Genomic DNA, 17447 nt, shown 5'->3' with positions numbered 1-17447 from the left:
GGAGGAAATCCCATGGGCTTCTTATTTCAGCACCATCCTATACGCTGGCTCTACGTAGCCATAGCAGCTATCCTGGCAGTCATCGTTTCATCGTACGTTCATCGTCTCTTGAATCCCTGGACCGTGTGCAGCTCCGCAGCATCAGTCTACAGTATGAACCAATATAGCATGGAAGAAACGCCGTTACAGGCAGGCCTTTCGTTTCCAGGCGGTCAGGCAAAACTGGAATTGTATGATACAGAAGCTGCACTTGAAGTAGCGGAACGGCGGCCTTTTGTCGTCCAGCTGCAGCATCAGGGCAATCGCTTGGTTCTGCCAGGCCTGCCGGCTACGGTGTTTCAGCGCGAAAGCAATAAGGGCATGAATCCTGTTGCCGGTGACGTAGCCTTCGATACGGCTAAAAACGAACTGGTCGTATTTTTGGCCGACGAAGCAGCCTCAGACGATCTTATTCCTTTAGGTCATGTGTCTCAAGGTCTCGACAACATGAAACACGCAGGGGAGGTATTCCAAACCTATGTCACACAATTTGAACCAAGCAAAGCTAAGTAAAAACTACAATATTTCTCCGGATATTGTACGGAAATACGAGGCCTGTTGCCGTAAAAGCCGGACAGGCCCTTATACGGACGTGGAAATTGAGGAACTGAGCCTCGTGGCAACTCTCGTAGACCTGGGCTTTTCTGACAGGGATATTTGTACGTATTTGCATCTTAGCCATGCCCCCGGTGAACATCAGGCTGAGCTGTTGCAGCTCATTGATACACAACGCCGGCAGCTGGTACAGCGAATCCATACAGAACAACGCAAGCTCGATTGTCTTGATTGTCTGCGCTACGAAATGAAAAAACAGTGAAAAGTAATAAAAATCACCGTTCTATGCAGAATTACTAATACCTGCATAGGACGGTGATTTTACATTGGGGATTGTATTATTTCCCTTTGAGGCAGATGTCGAGCCACTTTGGCAGGGGCAGCCACGTAATGATGGCCGAGAATGCCGTAGCCAGACAGGTGACTGCAATGTAAATGGCAATGATGTAGAGGCTTCTCAGGTAAATATGGAAGTGAGCTGCAGACCACGTGAGGAAGCTCAAAAAGAGGGGATGTACGAGATAAATGGGATACGAGTAGTCGCCCAGAAGGGAGAAGAACCGGTGCAGGAACGGCGGTACGCGGTGACATTCGAGCCAATAGAGAAGGTAGAGAATCGTCGACAGGGTGTAGGCCATACCGATAGGGCTCAGCTGATGGATCGTAAAGACGGCAGATAAGGCATCGTAGTGAAGCGTAGCCATGATGCCGTAATAGGCCATGAGCATGCCTGCTGTCGTCAGAGCCTGAAAGCTATTGACCAGAAGCCCGTGCCGGGACAGCCAGTTGCACGTTGCCTGGAAGTGTTCTGCTGTAAAAGCGCCGAAGAGGAAGATGAAGAGATAGTGCAGGACGACGTAGTTCAGGCGGTACGTAAAGGCATCCTGCAGGAACGGATTGGCTGAATGGAAATCCCAGACGTAGCTCGAGTAGAAGTTGAAGACTACGTTACCGGCAAAGAGCAGCGTAAACCAGAACCAGGGCTGGCGGTTCATGTATTTCAGCATGATGCGCCACAAGGGCATGAGAAAATAGAACCAAAGGAGAATGACGAGAAAATAGATGTGATACATGGCCAGGCCATACCAGAGGGTACGTATAAAGGCAAGGGGCTGGAAAATACTGGTGTTATGGCTGAGAATAGAGCTATAGGTCATGTAAAACAGAGACCAGGCCACGTACGGTACGAGGACTGTACGCAGGCGGCGCTTCAAATAGTCCTTGTAGACAAAGGGGCCTTCAATAGGCTGGCTCATGAACATGCCAAAGGCCGAGAGAAAGAAAAACGTCGGCACGGAAAAACGGGAAAGGATTTCCAGAACAGCCACGAGCTCAAGATTGGGCGTCGGGTTGAGGAGTGCCACAGAACCGACGTGAATGGCAATGACGCCAAGCATGCAGATTCCGCGCATATAATTGATAGAATGTATAAATCGTTTTGACATCTGGCACCTCAATAGATACAATATAATAGATACTTCAGTTTTTAATTGTAACACATTTGTCATATTTTCTGTAGAGTAGAGAGGTTGTTATGGAAGGAGCGAATCTGCGTATCCTGACGCGGACAGGGATTATCGTGGCCCTGACCTTAATCTTGCAGAGCCTGCGCCTGTGGATTCCCATGCCACCGCAGTTCAGCTTTGCCTTTATCGGCGTCCTCGTCAATGCCTGCCTGATTACGGCTGTCCTGGCCGTAGACCTGCGGGCCGGTATTGTCACGGCTTGTGTGACGCCTTTTTTTGCCTATATCGAAGGCATGCTGCCCTTCCTGCCCTTTGTCGTCCCTGTAGCCCTGGGCAACTGCGTGTATGTGTTCCTGGCCTGGCTGGGCCGCAAACACTGTCTGCTTGGCTTCAGCGTGGCAGCACTGGGGAAGGCGGCCACTCTTTTCCTGGGCTTTTATATACTTTTTGCCGCCGTAGCCTTTCCGCCGGCTATGCGGCACACGCTGCTCTTTATCATGAGCTGGCCCCAGGTAGTGACAGGTTTAGGAGGCGCTGCTGTAGGCTTTTTTGTCTGCCGCAGCCTTGCCCGTTCCCATATTATCTAAAGGAGTTTTTCCATGTCTATCTTTTATTATGTTCCTGCTGTACTCGGAGTGTTCTTTATTGCTGTCGGCATTTGGCACGGCTGGCGCCTGCGGGCCCTGACACGTCACTGCACGGCACCGGCTACGGGTACAGTTATGCAATTTGACGTAGAAAAGAACAAGAGCGGCGATATGTATTATCCGGTCGTGCGCTTTTCTGTCCACGACGAGCAGTACACGGCACGCTATACCTTTGGCAACAGCGAATGGAGTTTTGAAGCCGGCGATACTGTGGATTTGCGCTATAATCCGTCACGGCCGGAAGAAATATATTTGTATCATGAACAATCGACGCTGCAGCAATATGCCAGCCCGGTCATGATTATCGTCGGCGGTCTGATTTTTATCGCTACGTATTATATTGAGCTCTAAAAAAGTACCGGCTTTTAGGCCGGATCAAAAAGGAAGTATGACATGACAGATAGTACAAAGTATACGCCGGACCACGCGTCCGGTGTCAATCAAAAGGCCGTACAGGCCATGCAGGATTTTCTCGAAGCCTTGGGACTGGACCTGACGGCTCTCGGTATGGAAAAAACACCGTACCGTGTGGCTGAAGCCTTTGGTCAGTTTTTTTCAGGCCTCCGCGAGGATCCTAAGGCGCGCTGGGGCAGTCTCATCGAAACGGAGTCGAATGGTCTGGTCGCCGTGCGTCAGATTCGGTTTTATTCCATCTGTGAGCATCACCTCCTGCCTTTCTTTGGAACTGTTTCCATTGCCTATTGCCCGCACGAGGGAAAAATTGCCGGTTTCAGTCACTTTGCTGAAGTCGTCGATGTCCTGGCCCGGCGGCCGCAGCTGCAGGAACGTTTTACAGCTGACATTTGCAAGGCTGTAACCGAAGGCCTGCAGGCAGACGGTGCCTTGGTCATCGTTCAGGGCACACATTTGTGTTTGTCCATGCGCAACCGGCAGGGGAGCGATTCGGATATTGTCACGCAGGCGTCCTATGGCTGCCTGGCTGAAGGTACAGAAGCCGGACGGGAAGCGTGGAAGCTGTTGATGAAGGGGGCAAATCATGACTAATCTTATGCGCGAGTACCATTGGTCTGACGGAAAACGCTTGATCGTTGGCAAGAAAACGCTCATCATGGGCATCCTCAATATTACGCCCGATTCCTTTTCGGATGGCGGCAAATGGAATTCTATTGATGCGGCCTTGCGCCATATGGAAGAAATGGTAGAGGACGGGGCCGATATTATCGATATTGGTGCCGAATCGTCGCGGCCAGGCTTTACGCCCCTTTCGGCAGCTGAAGAAATAGAACGGCTTCAGGTCATTTTGCCTAAATTGGTGGAACATTGCCCGGTGCCCATTTCTGTCGACACGTACAAGGCTGAAACGGCAGATTATGCCATGACAGCCGGTGCTCATATGATGAACGATATTTGGGGCCTCCAGTATGCGCAAGAGCCGGGGCAGATGGCCGCCGTAGCAGCCAAGCACGGTGTGCCCGTCGTAGTCATGCACAATCAGGCTGGCACGGACTATAATGATATAATGGAAGAGATGAAAGCCTTTTTTGCCCGTTCGGCAGCCATTGCGGCCGCTGCCGGTGTGCTGCCGGAACAGATCATTACCGACCCGGGGATTGGCTTTGGCAAAACGTGTGAGCAGAATATATACGTCTTACAGCATTTGAAGGAATTGACGGCTTTGCCGTATCCCTTGCTCCTCGGTACGAGCCGCAAAGGCTTTATCGGCAAGGTCCTTGATTTACCCGTAACAGAACGGATGGAAGGTACCGGTGCTACGTGCGTTGCCGGTGTCCTCGATGGCTGCGCCATCGTGCGCGTTCACGACGTCCGTCCCATTGCCCGTATGTGCGCCATGGCAGATGTCCTGGCAGGCAGATAAATTTTCCCTATAAGGATGGTACAATTATGGATAAAATCGTATTAAAAGGCTTACATTTCTATGGCTATCACGGTGTATTTCCGGAAGAAACGCGGAAAGGACAGCCTTTTTCTGTAGACGTAACACTGGAATTTGACGCGTCCCGTGCAGAAGAAACAGATTCGATCAATGAAACAGTCGATTACAGCGCTGTATACGGCACGATCCAGAAAATCGTCGAAGGTGATCCGTATAAGCTTATTGAAAAAGTAGCTGCTGTCATTGCCTGGGCGATTCTCGCTGAATACAGCCTCGTCCAGGCCGTAGAAGTGACGCTCCACAAGCCACAGGCGCCTATTGATGGTCATTTTGACGATGTGCTCTTCGTCATTCGCCGGGAACGGTCATGATCACTGTATATCTCAGCTTGGGCACGAACCTCGGTGATAAGGTGCAGGCTTTGACGCGGGCCTTAGATGAGTTGCGGCAAGCACCGGAGGTGACGCTTACGGCCGTTTCACCGTACTATGAAACGCCACCCTGGGGGAAAACAGACCAGCCGCCCTTTCTCAATGCCTGTGCCGCTGTCCGTACATCGCTGACGGCAGAAGCACTGCTGCGCCTGTGCCAGGCCATCGAAGCCCACGGCGGCCGTGAGCGCCACGAAAAATGGGGCGCCCGTACGATTGATATAGACCTGGTGTACAGTCCGGATGTGATCTGTGCCAGCCCTGATTTACAATTACCACACCCGTATCTGACGCAGCGTGCCTTTGTTCTCGTGCCGCTGCAAGACATAGCACCTGACCTCGTGATCCAAAACCGCCCGCTTAACGCGTGGCTTCAAGAATTGCCTGAACGGAATGCGGTGGTCAAAGCAGAAGGAGGTTATTTATGGAAAAAATTTTAATCGCCGATGATGAAGAGCTCATGCGGCAATTGGTTATCGATTTTCTCAAGCCTGAGGGCTACGAAATTATCGAAGCAGCTGATGGCAAGGTAGCTCTGGAAAAATATCATTCAGAACATCCCGACCTGATTCTCCTGGATGTCATGATGCCTATTTATGACGGCTGGACCGTATGTCGTGAAATCCGCCGTGAATCGACAGTGCCGATCATGATGCTCACGGCTAAGGGCGAAGAAATCGACCAGCTCTTTACCTATGACCTGGGGGTAGACGAATATATTACGAAACCCTTTAGCCCGAAGATTCTCGTCGCCAAGATTAAGGCTCTCTTGCGGCGCGTCCAGCAGGAAGAAGAGCAGCAGCATACGGCTTCAGAAGGCGTAGCCATTGACCGCGATGCCCATCAGGTAGTCATTGACGGTAACAACGTTGATCTCAGCCCGACAGAATACAAGCTGCTCAATTACTTGATGATCAATGCCGGCAAGGCCCTCAGCCGCCGTCAGATCTTGAACAAGGTTTGGAACTACGACTACTATGGGGACCTGCGTACAGTCGATACGCATATTAACCGCCTGCGTATTAAGCTCGGTGACAAGGGCAGCCTCATCAAGACTGTGCGCGGCTACGGCTATCGCTATGAAGAAAAATGATACGACTTTCCCTGCGTAAGAAAATTTGCCTGATCCTCTCGGCCTTTACCATCGTTTTTTCCCTGTTGCTCATGATTGCCGTGGGCATGGGCTTTACACCTTTTTATTTCCACTATAAAAAGGATACCCTCGTGTCTATGTCCCAGGTCATAGCCAGCCTTTACGAGAAGGGAGAAGCCAATTATGTCGATGAATTCGACCAGATCAGCCAGCAAGGCGGCGCGGCTGTCTTCATCGTCGATAAGGGGACTCTCGTCTATTCGTCCCGGCCGGACCGCAAGGCTGTCGTCGGCAAGCCTCATTTTGATTCGGAAAATGTCGTAACTGCCGAAGCACCGCAGCGGTCGGAAGAGGCAAAAACGGAGGATTTTAAGACGCCCCGTCATGTTGAACTCATGCGGAAGCTGTTTAACGGCGAAGAACTGCCCCAGTCAGACCTGCGGCGCGTCTTTTTCGATGGCGATGAAGATCATGTCCGTTTCATGAGTATCCTTTGGCCCAGTGGTAACGACGCGTACGTCATCGTTACGCAGCCTATGGAACCTATGGAAGCGACGGTGGCAGTGGTGCAGCAGTTCGTCATCATTTGCAGTCTCATTTGGCTGGTCATTGCTATCATCGGCGCTATCTTCTGTACCAACCGCCTGACGCGGCCGCTCCTCAAGCTGAAGCAGCTCTCCGTGGCGATGGCCCATTTGGATTTTTCCAAGAAGTGGACCGATACCAGAAGCGATGAAATCGGCGAACTCGGGCGCAGCTTGAATGAACTCTCAACGCAGCTTGATACGGCTTTGAATGAACTCAAGCAGGCCAATAACGAGCTGGAAGTACAGCTCCAAAAGGCTAACGAAATTGAAGAAATGCGCAAGGCCTTTATTTCAGCTGTGTCTCACGAGCTAAAGACGCCACTGGCCCTCATTCAGGGCTACGCCGAAGGTTTGGACAGTCTGGATATCTCGGAAGAAACGCGCAAGCGGTATTGCCGTGTTATCCATAGTGAAACGGAAAAGATGGATCATTTGGTAAAGGATTTGCTCAACCTGTCGCGGCTGGAAACGGGTTCTTTCCGTATTGAAATGACGGAGTTTGATTTCCCGGCCTTAGCAGAAGAATTGCGCTATCGTTTTGACGGCGTCATTAAGGATAAGCAAATCAATGTTACCAGCCATTTCCCGGACGCTATGGAGGTCTATGGCGATCCCGAACGAATCGATACAGTCATGAGTAATCTCTTGTCCAATGCCATTGATTATACAGACATCGGCAAGAAAATCGACGTTTCTGCTGTCCGCGAAGGTGATCATTATGTGATCAGCATTTACAATCAGGGCATTCAAATTGCTGCGGCCGATCAGTCCCGCATTTGGGAGCCCTTCTACAAGGTCGATGCAGCCCGTACGCGGCAGCCACAACGTGTCTTTGGCGGCCATGGCCTGGGCTTGGGCATCGTCGCCGCTCTCGTCGAACGGCACGGCCAGAAATACGGCGTCCGCAACGAGACAGACGGCGTGACCTTCTGGTTTACCCTGGCGGCAGCAAAATAGGAAAAAGTGAACTGCATCTTTTGAGACCCGGCCGTTTTCGCAGCCGGCCCGGTTCTCCCCAATGGGGAGCCTTAGGAAAAACTAAAAAGCTGTGCAAGAAGTAAAATCCTTCTTGCACAGCTTTTTCATTTCTAAAACGAGCGGTTTCCCAGTGAGGGATGACTGCATTTTTTGAGGGTCAGATGTTCGACCAAATAGCCTGCTTCGTCGAGGTCGATGTCGTCGCGCTGACCGTCGTGCTCGTAAATGCACATGGGCTTATCCGTACCGACTTCACCGCCAGGCAGGTAAATGTATTCGTTGTTTTCCCGGTCACCGAAGATAATGCCGGCGAGGAGGTGTTTCTTTGCTATTTGACTCATCGTAAGGCTGCTCCTTCAGCATCAAATTTTACTTCCAAGAGGGAACAATCGCGGTAATCAGCAGAGACGAGATGCAGCAGCGTGCCGTTATAAAGGCGCGGGAACATGGTGTTTGGCTGCATGCCGTGGAGGTGGCCGAAAATGCAAAGGGGTACCTTGTATTTTTCCAGAAGCTCTGTAAAGCCACTGGGCTTGGTAAGGTCGCACACGGGCGGGTAGTGGAGGAGCACGATAGTGTGTTCACAATTCAGCTTCTGTGCTTCTTCCAGGCAGCGTTCTACACGCAGGAGCTCGCGCCGGTAGGGCTTGGCATCCTTTTCTTCCTGGTAATGAATATCACCAGGGCAAATCCAGCCGTGGGTGCCGCAAATGGCGATGCGGCCGTCGTCAATGGTGATAGGCGCACTGCCGTGCAGGTAATACATGTGGTTTTCCGGGTCTTCCTGACGGTTGAGCTTGCCGGCGCTTTCCCACCAGAAATCATGATTGCCGCGGATGATGATCTTATGTCCCGGCAGGGCCCGGATTTCATCGAGGTCTTCCTGGGCTTCTGCCAAATGCATGGCCCACGAGGTATCGCCGGCAATGAGGACCGTGTCGTCTTCGCTGACGCGCTCGTTCCAATCGTCCTTAATGCGCTGCCAGTGGTTGATCCAGCGGGGGCTGAACACATCCATTGGCTTGCGTGGCGGATTGCCGGACAAGTGTAAATCTCCTATTGCAAATAAACGCATAACCTGTTATTTCCTTTCTGGCTGGTTTGAAGCTGCAGCCAGAGCTTTCTGTAATCGTTCGATAAAACGGTTGCGATGGCCTTCATTGGCCGTCTGGGGAATCATATAGCCAACGTATAAAGGGTTGGTCAGAAAACGGGGCACAATCTTGACGTATAATTTGGAATCGTCAGGGAAGGTATAAAAGAAGATATTATAGCTTTCATTGTGCCATACGAAATCGTGGATCATGAAGTGGGAAACGATCTGCATATAGCGTACAAAAAGAGGCAGCTGTGCGTCGTCACTGAGAATCAGGTTAACTTCGTAGAAGCCGATAATAGGCCGGGCTGAAAGGTTAACTTCAATACCCGGGCTCTGCAGCACCGGATGCCCTTGCAGATGATAAAGCTTGACATCGTCGTGGTAGTCGTATTTTTCCAGGCCGACGATCTGCGAATGAGGATGGTGAATCGTACCGCCAGACATGTAGCCGTGGTTGCGGTAGAAGACGACGGACCGGAAGCGGTCCATAGCCTGCACCTGATGCCATTTTTCCAAGCCAAAGCGAATCATTTCAACAGCGTAGGCCGGGTCGTATTCAGAAAATTCACCGTCGCAGTCATCCGTTTCGATGATCAGTGTCTGCCAGCAATCTTTCAGCACGGGAAAGGCATTTTCCAGCCAAATCATATGACCACGTGTTTCCAGGACGTTCTTCAGGTTCTTTACGTCGCAAAAGGGGCAGTATTTTTCATGACGATGTACCGTATCAGGTTTTGTCTTGCCCAAATCCAAATTATATTCTAACGTGTGCGTAAAGGGATTTTGTTCCATGGCTAGCCGGCTCCTTTTCTAATACTCATATTCTATTGTAGCATAGACATACGCTTTTTGAAATATGCTATAATGGATATTGAACGAATACAAGTAATTGAAATTCTTTTTCAACGAGGTAATTATGACCAAAGAAATAAAAAAGGTAGATCCGGGCCAGTGGGCGCAGCTGTTGCTCCACTGGTTCTATGCCAACCGGCGGGATTTGCCGTGGCGCACAGTGCCGCGTGATCCCTATAAGGTGTGGGTATCGGAAATCATGCTGCAGCAGACGAAGGTAGAAGCCGTACGGCCATACTATGAAAGCTGGATGGACCGCTTTCCTACGGTGCAGGCGCTGGCGGCAGCATCAGAAGACGATGTCCTGCGGCAATGGCAGGGGCTGGGCTATTATTCGCGGGCCCGCAACCTTCACGACGCCGTGTGTGAAGTGCAGCGCGAATATGGCGGCAAGGTGCCTGATACGCTGGCAGGCATGCGGTCCTTAAAGGGCGTCGGCGACTATACGGCCGGTGCCGTCCTAAGCATTGCCTATAAGAAGCCCGTACCGGCTGTAGATGGCAATGTCTTGCGTATTTTTGCCCGCCTGTACGTAATAGAAGACAATATTTTATCGGCTAAGGTGAAAAAATCCGTTACGGCCTTGGCCGCTGGCCAGGTGCCGCCTGATGCACCGGGGGATTTCAATGAAGCTCTCATGGATTTGGGGGCAACCGTCTGTATTCCCAAGCATCCGCGTTGTGACGCCTGCCCCTTACAGGAACGCTGCGGTGCCCGGGCGCTGGGCAAGGAAACGGAACTGCCTGTGCGGCTAACACGCAAGCACGTGCCTGTAGAAGAGATTACCGTCGTCGCCGTAGCCGACGGCCAGCGCTGGCTTTTGCACCGGCGGCCGTCTAAAGGCTTATTGGCGTCTATGTGGGAATTTCCCAATGCCATTGGTGCCGGTAAAGCAGGCCTTGAGGCCGTGCAGCATCTCGTGCGGGATCTGGGCCTTTCTGTGAAGATAGACGACCAGCCCAGCGGTACCTTGCGGCACGTCTTTTCTCATAAGATTTGGCAAATGACCATCTATACGGCCGAATGTACAGGTGGTACATTAGAGACAAAGGAGGATTGGCAGTGGCTGGACCGGTCTTGCTACACCGATGTGCCCTGGGCCGGGCCGCATGGTAAGATCACTGCCATGGTATAACGATGAGGGGAATGTTTTTCATCAATTTTATGATCATCCTGACGGTCGTGTCTGTGTTGTCCGTCATTTTATGGAACTATCTGCGCCGTGGGAGGCATATGGGCCGCTGGATTTTAGGTACGGTTGTCCTTTCGGTCGCCAGTGCTGCTATTTTATCGGCATACAGCCAGGCCTATAGTGACGGCAGCTCCCTGATTCCGTTACTACACGCCGGAGCCCTCGGTTCAGTGAGCTGGTTTCTCTTATTTATGCTCGTGTTTCCCGTGCTCCTTGCCGTGGCCCTGCCCGTTACGGTATACCGCCTGATTACGTGGTGGAAACGTAGCAATACGACAGGGCAGGCACCGGCACCGGCCGCGTCAGGTATGTCGCGCCGCGATTTCCTTAAAGGCGCTATGTTCGTCATTCCTGCTGCCGGTATTGCAACGAGTGCCCTGGGCAATGTCGTAGGCGAAGAATATCTGTCCCTGACAAAGGAGAAGCTGTCTTTTCCCAATTTGCCTGATTATCTTGAGGGCTATCGCATAGGCCAGCTTTCGGATACGCACATTGGCCTCTTCTTCAGTACGGAGGATTTAGAAGCTTCGATTCGCCGCGTGGCAGCAGAAAAGGTAAACCGCCTGGAAATTACCGGTGATCTCATCGACGAAATCAGCCGTTTGCCTGAGTGCCGCGACGTTCTCAACCGGACAGCGTCCCTCTTTCCGGACGGCATCGATTTTTGCTATGGCAACCACGAATACTATCGCGGCCTGGCGGCGATTACAGCCATGTTGGAAGAAACGCCTGTACGCATTCTCAGGAACAGTCATTTTTGTGCCAGTCCTGGCGGCGGCAAAGGCTTAGCCGGCTGCAGCGGGAGTGACCAGACACCGTTTTATATTGCCGGTGCAGACTTTAGCTTCGCCCCTGTAGGACCGTTATATGATGCAGAACGGAAACGCTATATGGAAACGACGCTGGAAGGAATTCCGGACGGCGCTTTTACAGTCCTGTTAGCCCATCATCCGGACTTTTTTGATGAAGCCTTTGCGTACCACCTGCCCCTGACCATGAGCGGCCATACACACGGTGCCCAGTTTGCACCGATTGGTCCCATCGTGCAGGCCGTAGGCTTTAAATACCTGCGCGGTCTGTATCAGCAGGGCAATTCTTATGGCTACGTCAACAGAGGTACAGGCCATTGGCTGCCTTTCCGTGTCCTTTGCTCACGCGAAGTGACGGTATACGAATTGACCCGGGCCTGAAGGCCAGGTAAAAATATATGCACACAAAACGAGCCCCTGGCATTGGACATATAGGACAACGCCAGGGGCTCGTGTATGGAAGGGTGGTTATCTTGGTTACCTAATTGTTGTAGAGATGATAGGTGTTTGGAAGAGGTTTGGATAAGAGATTGGTTTAGATGTGCTGCGTATTAGTGATGATGGCCACAGCCTTCGCCGCCGTGACCATGGCCGTGGCCTTCACCGTGGTGATGGCCCTGACAGCCTGCGTCGGGGTTGGTAACCAGCGTACCGGCGAGGAATTCCTGTACAGCCTGATCTACGTTGCCCTGAACGCCATTAAAGAAACGGATGCCTGCAGACATCAAGGCCTGACGGGCACCAGGCCCGATGTTGCCGCAAATGACCGTGTCGACATCGCGGTCTTTGAGCCACTGGGCCAGCGGTTCGTGGCCTACACCATTGGTGTTGACGACTTCGCTTGCCGTGACGGCGCCATCAGCAATGGTATAGAGCTTGAAGTTTTCCGAACGGCCGAAGTGCTGGAAAACCTGTTCCTGATCATAGGTTACTGCGATTTTCATGATTGTTGCCTCCTTTATCTGATGGCCTTAGTATACGCCTTAAAACGACATATGTCAATTACTATTTTAGACATATGTTAAAAAAGATGGGAAGGCAATTATTCAAACTGTTTCAGCGTGTCTTCGGCAATGTGTAAAATACGCAGCTGCGGTGCCTTTTTGTGCTGATGCTGTTCCATGCGCTGGACAATGTCGGCCAGGCTGACGACGGCTTTGACAATATAAGGTCCTTTATTGAGCATGACACATTCAGCCCGTTCACTCATGGCGGCGTCTGTAATTTCGGCCCGCGACGGGATACCGGTTTTGACCAGGTTTTCCAAGACCTGCGTGGCCCAAATGACGGGGACGTGGGCAGCTTCGCAAATCCAAAGGATTTCTTCCTGCAGCTCTGCCAGACGGTGGTAGCCCGCTTCGACGGCCAGGTCGCCCCGGGCAATCATGACGCCAAAGGGATTGTGTGACGCTGCCTGGACGATGATTTCCGGCAGGTTGCTGACACTGTCGCGTGTTTCGATTTTGGCAATGATGGCCATGCGATGTGCGTTGTCGCCCAGGCGTTTTTTCAACTCTTCCTGGAGGAGAATGATGTCGTCCTTGTTGCGGACGAAAGAGTAGCCAATGGCATTGGCATTGGGGATGATGAAGTCCAGATCCTTCAGGTCTTTTTTGGTAAGAGGGGCTACATCCAGCGGCGTCTGCGGGAAGTTGAGGCTCTTCTTATTTTTCAGGCGGAAGCCCTTAACCTTCGTAGAGATAACGCGCAAGTATGCACCCTGCGGCGTAATTTCTGTAACCGTGCAGTTTAGCTTGCCATCGTCGATGACGACGGGATCACCAACTTGGAGGTTGTTGAAGACCTGAGGGATGCTGCACGTAATGACGATATTTCCCGTATAATCCTCAGGATAGTCGGAGATTTTGTTCCGCGCCAGGAAGAAGGTTTCATCTGTCAGGACGCGGTCTGTATCGCCAGGGACAAGAACCTGTTCGATGCGCACCTTCGGGCCGGCCAGGTCCATGTAAATCTTGCAGCGGCGGCCTGTTTCCTTTTCGGCCTTATGAATATTCTTCAACATGCTCTTCCATACGTCCTGGTCGTCGTGGGCGCAGTTGATGCGGGCCATATCCATTCCGGCCCGGACAAGGCTGCGTACGAGCTTATAATCTGTAGCCGCTTCTGTAGGCATGGTAACCATGATATTGGTAAAATCTATGTTGGCGTGGTTACCAAAAATCAGGTTGGCATTGTGTGAGAGCAGGCGGTTGCCGTGGAAAAACCAGCGCCGTGAAGGATACGCAATGAGCTCTTCCTGGGGCTTCTGGCAAATACGGCCTAAGGAGGCGATAACTGCGTCGAGATTGGCCATCGTGCGGGCTTCACTGCGGCCCAGGGAGGAGAGACCCAAGGGCAGGAGCTTCTCCTGGAGAGGGCGCAAGTCGTGGCAGCGGATGGCTAAGTAGTAGGCCAGATTTAACGCACTAAAACGAAAGGACGGCCGCTCGATTTGCGGGGCGATAGATGCGTACATTTTGTTTCCCTTATTTAGTACGTCTTGCCGCAGGTCGTACAAGGTCGTGTATAATTCGTTGATTTCTGCTGGCGAAATTGTTTTCATATGAGTAAAGCCTCCAGTAGTATGAAATTACGTACATGTTTACAGAGAAAAAGCATAGACAATCAGCTATAGTATATCACAATGGAAGCATTGAAAAGAGTATATTACATAGATTTTACATATGGTGGAGAAGGATAACTGCCGGATTACCTCTTGTCTCTACACGGCCGGCGGTGACCTGTGCTATAATAGGCGTACATGATTACGAGGAGGATTTTCCATGGACGTATATATTAACGATGAATTACGGGAGCTACACGTATATGACAGGTTTACTGGCCAGGATTATGCGAAAAATGTTGTCTGTGCCCAGGACCGGCTGGAAACAGGTCCTTTAGGCGAGTTCATTCTCTCGGAAAAAGAATATGCCTATTGGCAGGATGTCTTGGCGACAATCCAGGCATCGGAAGATATGCGCTATGCCATGAAAGATAAGGTAAACTTAAAAGAGGTAGACGACTATATTTTTGAAGATGCACAGTACCTGACGGATATCCGCTCGACGGCAGAAACAGAGCATTACTGCCTGAAGGAAGTAGAAAAAGCGCTCAAAGATGAAGATCGGGACTGGTTTGCGGCGCATGGCTTCGTTAAGACACTGAAAGGCGAATTGGACGATAAGTCAGAAGAATAGTCTTGTTAAGTACCTATGAATATGGTATTCTATGTAAGATATGTTACTAGAGAGCTGACATAAGGGAGTCTTACAGTGAAAAAGATCTGTTTATGGTTAGTAGGATTCATGTTTTCCTTGTGCGTACTGGTTGTCGGCATGTTTGCCTTCTGGTTTTTATGCTCAACCAACTATCGTCTGACCGGTGTGCCCGTCTTGAATTATCATCAGGTTAATGATAAGTTCAAGACCGTACTCACGATGACACCGAAAAATTTTGACGCGCAAATGAAATATTTGCATGACCATGACTACCATTCTATTACACAGGCTGAATTCGATGCTTATATGAGTGGCGAAGGGGATTTACCGGACCGGCCGGTCATGATTACCTTTGACGATGGCTATATCGATAATTATGAACATGCCTATCCGATAATGAAAAAATACGGCTACCGCGGCACGATTTTCCTAATCATGAACCTCATGAATAAACCAGGCTATCTGACGTGGGACATGGTAAAGAAAATGAGTGACGACGGTATGGAATTCGGTTCCCATACGCTGAGCCACAAGCCGCTTACCAGCTTTGATGAAGCCGGCCTGCGCCATGAATTGCGTGATTCTAAGGCCTACATCGAAAAAAAGACAGGAAAACCGTGCACCTTTATTGCTTTCCCGGAAGGGAAGTTTAACGATCAGGTCATGGAAGAAACGAAGGCTGCAGGCTATAAATACGCCTTTACCGTAGAAACGGGCCGTGATTTCCCTTGGGACGATCATTACGACCTCGATCGCGTAGCTATGTTTGAAGGGCCTATCAGCTTTGAACACTTCCGTTTCCGCCTGACCTTCAGTGCCTTCAGTGCCTTCCTTTGGAAAACCCATAAATATTTGGAAAATATTGAAATGACAAAAGTCCTGGCGAAACACATTCCCCAGCCTTAATATCAAGAACACGCAAAACAGCCTTTCCCATACGCCTTGCTGGTGTATAGGAAAGGCTGTTTTGCTGTTTATTCGATTTTAGTGGTTCGTCTATATGAGAAATTTGCATAATTTGAAAAACGTATAATTAAAAAGCAATTGACATTTTCTGTTATTGTATGATATTATTTTCACATGATATATTGATATGTTGATATAACAACATATCAAATACGGAAAATATATTATAAAAGGAAAGGATGAAATCATGATGGATTATTTTGAGTACAAACAGTATGAATTTATCAAAGTAGAAAAAAATGGTCAGAAGGTTTTGCCAGTCAGCATTAATCCCCGTAAGGCATGCATATTTAATTGTGCTATTTGCAATCATGGACAGACGGAATTTCAAGGCGAATGGCACGATTTCGGCCCTATTGAAGATTCGTTGGCCGGGTTAACAAACAAAATTACACAGGAAAAACCAAATATTGTTGAATTATACGGGTTAGGTGATATTTTTGACTAATACTAAACTGGAAGATATCATCAACTGTATTCATGCTCAGGGTGTAAAAGTACGTTTACTTACGAACTGTTATTTATTAGGTGTTGGCGATCATATGCGTATCGCTTCCTTGTGTGACGAAGTAGTTGCCGGCTTCTGCTTTACTGATGATGAAGATTTTAAGAAAATACATAGGCCTTTGCAAGAGCTGCATTTTACACCAGCCAAGCAGACAAAAAGCATGATCGACTTTAGTCATCAGTATAAGGGGAGATTTACGCTTCGTGTCCTTCTTGTAAAAGGATATAACGATTCTAATAAAAAAGCAGAAGAATTAAAAAAGGTCGTAGATCAGGTAAAATACGATGAATTATGGGTGACCACATGGCCTAAATTTAATGTTAGTGATGAACGGGTAGCGGAAATTAATAAAATCATCCGCGGGGAGTCAGTCGCAAGCTAAGCTATTACAATACGTATATGCAAGTATTGTGAACAATATGAAATTTATTATATTTAGGAATGAGGTGTAAGTATGAATCAATTTAAGTACAAGCAAGATGATTTCATTAAAGTTGGTGATGACGGGCGCAAGGTATTGGGAGTTGATATTAGTCCGGAAAAAGCATGCATTTTTAATTGCATTGTTTGTAATCGGGGTAATACAAAATATCAGGGCGAGTGGCATGATTTCGGACCGATCGAAGAATCTCTTCAAGGATTACGGGAAAAAATTACAGTTGTGAAACCAGATTTGGTAGAAATTTATGGCCAGGGTGATATTTTGACCAACGTCCATTTAAAAGACATCATTCATTGTGTCCATGAGCAGGGAATTCCTGTCCGCCTAGTCACCAATTGCTATTTGTTAGGTATTGGTGAGCATATGCGTGTAGCCTCTCTTTGTGAAGAAGTCGTGGGTGCTTTCGGTATTGTCAATGAAGAAAAATTTAAAAAGTATCATCGGCCGCTTCCGGAACTTCACTTTACCACTCAAAAACAGGCAGAAAGTCTTATCAATTTTAGTAAACAGTATAAAGGTAAATTTAAACTCCGTGTATTTCTTAGCAAAGGATTCAATGATTCTCCAGAAGATGTAGCAGTACTGAAATCAATTGTAGATCAGGTAAAATACGATTCACTTTGGGTAGCAAGTACTAATAAGTTGCAGATTAGTGAAGAACGCGTTGCTGAGATTACACGTGTCCTGACTGCATGATTGAGTGCAAAGGA

23 protein-coding genes are annotated in these 17447 nt (G+C 49.5%); 17 read left to right on the top strand and 6 right to left on the bottom strand.

The window, feature by feature from the left end:
- The first annotated feature begins 12 nt into the window (after positions 1-12).
- Together PGX44_RS06155 and PGX44_RS06150 are read left to right on the top strand one after the other, a co-directional pair.
- On the top strand, positions 13-552 hold the full coding sequence (locus PGX44_RS06155; RefSeq protein WP_498854654.1) for a cyclophilin-like fold protein: 540 nt from the start codon (positions 13-15) through the stop codon (positions 550-552).
- A 79-nt stretch (positions 553-631) separates the two neighbouring features.
- On the top strand, positions 632-856 hold the full coding sequence (locus PGX44_RS06150) for a hypothetical protein (RefSeq protein ID WP_498854653.1): 225 nt from the start codon (positions 632-634) through the stop codon (positions 854-856).
- Between the two features lie 76 nt (positions 857-932).
- Here the strand turns inward: PGX44_RS06150 and PGX44_RS06145 are convergent, their stop codons facing one another.
- On the bottom strand, positions 933-2039 hold the full coding sequence (locus PGX44_RS06145; protein WP_498854652.1) for an acyltransferase: 1107 nt from the start codon (positions 2037-2039) through the stop codon (positions 933-935).
- Positions 2040-2128: 89 nt separating this feature from the next.
- Here PGX44_RS06145 and PGX44_RS06140 point away from each other — a divergent pair, with 89 nt between their 5' ends.
- From PGX44_RS06140 to PGX44_RS06105, 8 genes are read left to right on the top strand one after another with little or no spacing between them, the layout of a single operon-like run.
- Positions 2129-2647, top strand: a complete 519-nt coding sequence (locus tag PGX44_RS06140; protein WP_498854651.1) for a hypothetical protein — start codon at positions 2129-2131, stop codon at positions 2645-2647.
- Positions 2648-2659: 12 nt separating this feature from the next.
- A complete protein-coding gene (locus PGX44_RS06135) occupies positions 2660-3058 on the top strand; it encodes a DUF3592 domain-containing protein (RefSeq protein WP_186501731.1) in 399 nt (132 codons plus the stop codon).
- A 42-nt stretch (positions 3059-3100) separates the two neighbouring features.
- Positions 3101-3712: a GTP cyclohydrolase I gene (folE, locus tag PGX44_RS06130; protein WP_498854650.1), complete on the top strand. Its 612-nt coding sequence runs from the start codon at positions 3101-3103 to the stop codon at positions 3710-3712.
- Positions 3705-4544, top strand: coding sequence for a dihydropteroate synthase (folP, locus tag PGX44_RS06125; RefSeq protein ID WP_498854649.1), 840 nt, complete (start codon positions 3705-3707; stop codon positions 4542-4544). The genes folE and folP overlap by 8 nt, the downstream gene beginning before the upstream one ends.
- A 26-nt stretch (positions 4545-4570) precedes the next feature.
- Positions 4571-4933, top strand: coding sequence for a dihydroneopterin aldolase (gene folB, locus PGX44_RS06120; protein ID WP_498854648.1), 363 nt, complete (start codon positions 4571-4573; stop codon positions 4931-4933).
- Entirely contained in the window at positions 4930-5433 is a 504-nt protein-coding gene (folK, locus tag PGX44_RS06115; protein ID WP_498854647.1) for a 2-amino-4-hydroxy-6-hydroxymethyldihydropteridine diphosphokinase, read from the top strand. Before folB ends, folK begins: the two co-directional genes overlap by 4 nt.
- A complete protein-coding gene (locus PGX44_RS06110; protein WP_498854646.1) occupies positions 5418-6086 on the top strand; it encodes a response regulator transcription factor in 669 nt (222 codons plus the stop codon). Before folK ends, PGX44_RS06110 begins: the two co-directional genes overlap by 16 nt.
- On the top strand, positions 6083-7630 hold the full coding sequence (locus PGX44_RS06105) for a HAMP domain-containing sensor histidine kinase (RefSeq protein WP_498854645.1): 1548 nt from the start codon (positions 6083-6085) through the stop codon (positions 7628-7630). The genes PGX44_RS06110 and PGX44_RS06105 overlap by 4 nt, the downstream gene beginning before the upstream one ends.
- Before the next feature lie 131 nt (positions 7631-7761).
- Here the strand turns inward: PGX44_RS06105 and PGX44_RS06100 are convergent, their stop codons facing one another.
- The 3 genes from PGX44_RS06100 to PGX44_RS06090 are packed head-to-tail and all read right to left on the bottom strand — an operon-like array spanning position 7762 to position 9542.
- Positions 7762-7992 carry a hypothetical protein gene (locus PGX44_RS06100; protein WP_289001157.1) on the bottom strand — a complete coding sequence of 77 codons (231 nt, stop codon included), beginning with the start codon at positions 7990-7992 and terminating at the stop codon, positions 7762-7764.
- Positions 7989-8726 (bottom strand): metallophosphoesterase, encoded by a 738-nt coding sequence (locus PGX44_RS06095; protein ID WP_289001158.1) that lies wholly within the window; start codon positions 8724-8726, stop codon positions 7989-7991. Before PGX44_RS06095 ends, PGX44_RS06100 begins: the two co-directional genes overlap by 4 nt.
- Positions 8727-8732: 6 nt before the next feature.
- On the bottom strand, positions 8733-9542 hold the full coding sequence (locus tag PGX44_RS06090) for a DUF4931 domain-containing protein (protein ID WP_498854644.1): 810 nt from the start codon (positions 9540-9542) through the stop codon (positions 8733-8735).
- A gap of 124 nt (positions 9543-9666) precedes the next feature.
- Here PGX44_RS06090 and mutY point away from each other — a divergent pair, with 124 nt between their 5' ends.
- Together mutY and PGX44_RS06080 are read left to right on the top strand one after the other, a co-directional pair.
- Positions 9667-10737, top strand: a complete 1071-nt coding sequence (gene mutY / locus PGX44_RS06085; protein ID WP_498854643.1) for an A/G-specific adenine glycosylase — start codon at positions 9667-9669, stop codon at positions 10735-10737.
- Between the two features lie 29 nt (positions 10738-10766).
- A complete protein-coding gene (locus tag PGX44_RS06080) occupies positions 10767-11984 on the top strand; it encodes a metallophosphoesterase (RefSeq protein WP_498854642.1) in 1218 nt (405 codons plus the stop codon).
- A 170-nt stretch (positions 11985-12154) separates the two neighbouring features.
- Here the strand turns inward: PGX44_RS06080 and PGX44_RS06075 are convergent, their stop codons facing one another.
- Together PGX44_RS06075 and PGX44_RS06070 are read right to left on the bottom strand one after the other, a co-directional pair.
- Positions 12155-12547 (bottom strand): NifB/NifX family molybdenum-iron cluster-binding protein, encoded by a 393-nt coding sequence (locus PGX44_RS06075; protein WP_186501719.1) that lies wholly within the window; start codon positions 12545-12547, stop codon positions 12155-12157.
- 98 nt (positions 12548-12645) lie between these two features.
- On the bottom strand, positions 12646-14166 hold the full coding sequence (locus PGX44_RS06070; RefSeq protein ID WP_498854641.1) for a pyruvate kinase: 1521 nt from the start codon (positions 14164-14166) through the stop codon (positions 12646-12648).
- A 220-nt stretch (positions 14167-14386) separates the two neighbouring features.
- On the opposite strand from PGX44_RS06070, the gene PGX44_RS06065 reads away from it, so the two are divergent.
- From PGX44_RS06065 to PGX44_RS06045, 5 genes are all read left to right on the top strand, one after another.
- The gene (locus PGX44_RS06065) at positions 14387-14800 is read left to right on the top strand and encodes a hypothetical protein (protein WP_498854640.1); all 414 of its coding nucleotides are present in this window, start codon (positions 14387-14389) and stop codon (positions 14798-14800) included.
- A gap of 75 nt (positions 14801-14875) precedes the next feature.
- On the top strand, positions 14876-15727 hold the full coding sequence (locus PGX44_RS06060; RefSeq protein ID WP_498854639.1) for a polysaccharide deacetylase family protein: 852 nt from the start codon (positions 14876-14878) through the stop codon (positions 15725-15727).
- A 247-nt stretch (positions 15728-15974) separates the two neighbouring features.
- The gene (locus PGX44_RS06055) at positions 15975-16235 is read left to right on the top strand and encodes a hypothetical protein (RefSeq protein ID WP_498854638.1); all 261 of its coding nucleotides are present in this window, start codon (positions 15975-15977) and stop codon (positions 16233-16235) included.
- Positions 16228-16677, top strand: coding sequence for a radical SAM protein (locus tag PGX44_RS06050; protein WP_498854637.1), 450 nt, complete (start codon positions 16228-16230; stop codon positions 16675-16677). The genes PGX44_RS06055 and PGX44_RS06050 overlap by 8 nt, the downstream gene beginning before the upstream one ends.
- 72 nt (positions 16678-16749) lie before the next feature.
- Positions 16750-17433, top strand: a complete 684-nt coding sequence (locus tag PGX44_RS06045) for a radical SAM protein (protein WP_498854636.1) — start codon at positions 16750-16752, stop codon at positions 17431-17433.
- The last annotated feature ends 14 nt before the right edge of the window (positions 17434-17447 follow it).

The organism is Caecibacter sp. AF58-12pH5A (genome assembly GCF_027681725.1).
Lineage (GTDB): Bacteria > Bacillota > Negativicutes > Veillonellales > Megasphaeraceae > Megasphaera > Megasphaera hominis.
Note: the sequence above shows the minus strand (reverse complement) of the source record. Positions and strands in the feature narration are given on the sequence as shown.

Excerpts from the sequence above, each read along its gene's own strand:
- PGX44_RS06155 (WP_498854654.1), top strand. The coding sequence starts at position 13 with ATGGGCTTCTTATTTCAGCACCATCCTATACGCTGGCTCTACGTAGCC.
- PGX44_RS06145 (WP_498854652.1), bottom strand. The coding sequence starts at position 2,039 with ATGTCAAAACGATTTATACATTCTATCAATTATATGCGCGGAATCTGC.
- PGX44_RS06140 (WP_498854651.1), top strand. The coding sequence starts at position 2,129 with ATGGAAGGAGCGAATCTGCGTATCCTGACGCGGACAGGGATTATCGTG.
- PGX44_RS06135 (WP_186501731.1), top strand. The coding sequence starts at position 2,660 with ATGTCTATCTTTTATTATGTTCCTGCTGTACTCGGAGTGTTCTTTATT.
- folE (WP_498854650.1), top strand. The coding sequence starts at position 3,101 with ATGACAGATAGTACAAAGTATACGCCGGACCACGCGTCCGGTGTCAAT.
- folP (WP_498854649.1), top strand. The coding sequence starts at position 3,705 with ATGACTAATCTTATGCGCGAGTACCATTGGTCTGACGGAAAACGCTTG.
- folB (WP_498854648.1), top strand. The coding sequence starts at position 4,571 with ATGGATAAAATCGTATTAAAAGGCTTACATTTCTATGGCTATCACGGT.
- folK (WP_498854647.1), top strand. The coding sequence starts at position 4,930 with ATGATCACTGTATATCTCAGCTTGGGCACGAACCTCGGTGATAAGGTG.
- PGX44_RS06110 (WP_498854646.1), top strand. The coding sequence starts at position 5,418 with ATGGAAAAAATTTTAATCGCCGATGATGAAGAGCTCATGCGGCAATTG.
- PGX44_RS06105 (WP_498854645.1), top strand. The coding sequence starts at position 6,083 with ATGATACGACTTTCCCTGCGTAAGAAAATTTGCCTGATCCTCTCGGCC.
- PGX44_RS06100 (WP_289001157.1), bottom strand. The coding sequence starts at position 7,992 with ATGAGTCAAATAGCAAAGAAACACCTCCTCGCCGGCATTATCTTCGGT.
- PGX44_RS06095 (WP_289001158.1), bottom strand. The coding sequence starts at position 8,726 with ATGCGTTTATTTGCAATAGGAGATTTACACTTGTCCGGCAATCCGCCA.
- PGX44_RS06090 (WP_498854644.1), bottom strand. The coding sequence starts at position 9,542 with ATGGAACAAAATCCCTTTACGCACACGTTAGAATATAATTTGGATTTG.
- mutY (WP_498854643.1), top strand. The coding sequence starts at position 9,667 with ATGACCAAAGAAATAAAAAAGGTAGATCCGGGCCAGTGGGCGCAGCTG.
- PGX44_RS06080 (WP_498854642.1), top strand. The coding sequence starts at position 10,767 with ATGATCATCCTGACGGTCGTGTCTGTGTTGTCCGTCATTTTATGGAAC.
- PGX44_RS06075 (WP_186501719.1), bottom strand. The coding sequence starts at position 12,547 with ATGAAAATCGCAGTAACCTATGATCAGGAACAGGTTTTCCAGCACTTC.
- PGX44_RS06070 (WP_498854641.1), bottom strand. The coding sequence starts at position 14,166 with ATGAAAACAATTTCGCCAGCAGAAATCAACGAATTATACACGACCTTG.
- PGX44_RS06065 (WP_498854640.1), top strand. The coding sequence starts at position 14,387 with ATGGACGTATATATTAACGATGAATTACGGGAGCTACACGTATATGAC.
- PGX44_RS06055 (WP_498854638.1), top strand. The coding sequence starts at position 15,975 with ATGATGGATTATTTTGAGTACAAACAGTATGAATTTATCAAAGTAGAA.
- PGX44_RS06045 (WP_498854636.1), top strand. The coding sequence starts at position 16,750 with ATGAATCAATTTAAGTACAAGCAAGATGATTTCATTAAAGTTGGTGAT.